Origin of the sequence: Campylobacter sp. 1569, from assembly GCF_024723675.1 — a bacterium.
In the GTDB taxonomy this organism is placed as follows: Bacteria; Campylobacterota; Campylobacteria; order Campylobacterales; family Campylobacteraceae; genus Campylobacter_D; species Campylobacter_D jejuni_C.
In genome coordinates this window covers 1-1,277 of record NZ_JANQDB010000043.1, presented here as the reverse complement: position 1 = coordinate 1,277, position 1,277 = coordinate 1, and the positions used below count along the sequence as shown (strand labels likewise).

The 1,277-nt window shown below is 25.7% G+C and carries 1 protein-coding gene; it reads left to right on the top strand.

The features are described 5' to 3' along the window. Nucleotides 1-9: 9 nt before the first annotated feature. Nucleotides 10-1,277, top strand: a 1,268-nt coding sequence (locus CAMP5060_RS08070; protein WP_337218203.1) for an MBOAT family O-acyltransferase, incomplete at its 3' end; no start/stop codon positions are given.

Here is a 1,277-nt window from a genome sequence, read left to right as displayed (position 1 = left end):
GGAGTATAAATGGTTTTTAGTTCTTATGAATTTATATTTATATTTTTACCTATAGTTTTAATTATATTTTATATGCTTAAAAAATTTAATTATATTCAAAGCGCAAAATTATTTTTAGTCTTAGCAAGTTTATTTTTTTATGCTTTTTGGAAGGTTGAATATGTTTTGATTTTATTGCTTTCTATGGGTGTGAATTTTTATCTTGCAAATTTAATTTTACTTAATAGAAAAAAAGTAAAATTGTTATTTTGTAGTGGTGTGTTTTTTAATTTAGCTTTACTTGCTTTTTTTAAATACACTGATTTTCTTTTAGAAAATTTTAATGTATTTTTTCAAATAGTCCAACTAGATTTTAATATTCCTTTGCCGCATATATTACTACCTTTAGCTATATCTTTTTTTACTTTTCAACAAATTGCTTTTTTAGTAGATTGTTATAAAAGAACAAATATAGAAAGTTTAAAAAGTGAAAATACATACAAAATAAATATTTTAGATTATGCTTTGTTTATAACATTTTTTCCTCAACTTATAGCAGGTCCAATAGTACATCATAAAGAAATGATGCCTCAATTTAAGAGTATGCTTTGGAATAATTCTATTCTTATTAATTGGGAAAATATAGCTAAAGGATTATTTATATTTTCTATGGGGTTATTTAAGAAAGTATATATTGCTGATTCTTTTGCGCTTTGGGCTAATGCAGGGTTTAAGATAGTTGAAAATGGAGGTGCTTTAAATATTTTTGAAGCTTGGGCAACTTCTTTATCTTATACTTTTCAGCTTTATTTTGATTTTAGTGGCTATTGTGATATGGCTATAGGTATAGCTTTATTTTTTAGTATAAAACTTCCTATTAATTTTAACTCTCCTTATAAAGCATTAAATATAAGTGATTTTTGGAGAAGATGGCATATAACATTAGGTAAATTTTTAAAAGATTATCTATATGTACCTTTGGGTGGTAATAGGGTTTCTAAGATTATAAATTTGAGAAATCTTTTTATAGTGGCTTTTGTAAGTGGAGTATGGCATGGAGCTGGATGGGGTTTTGTGATATGGGGAGTGTTGCATGGACTAGCTATGGTACTTCATAGAATATATTCATTTATAACCCTAAATGCAAAATTTAAAGAAAGCATCATTTATAAAATATTTGCATGGTTTGTAACTTTTAATTTTATTAATCTCGCGTGGATATTTTTTAGAAGCGAAAATCTTCAAGGTGCTATAAATCTTTTAAAAGCTATGTTTGGTTTAACTTGGGTGGAATTACC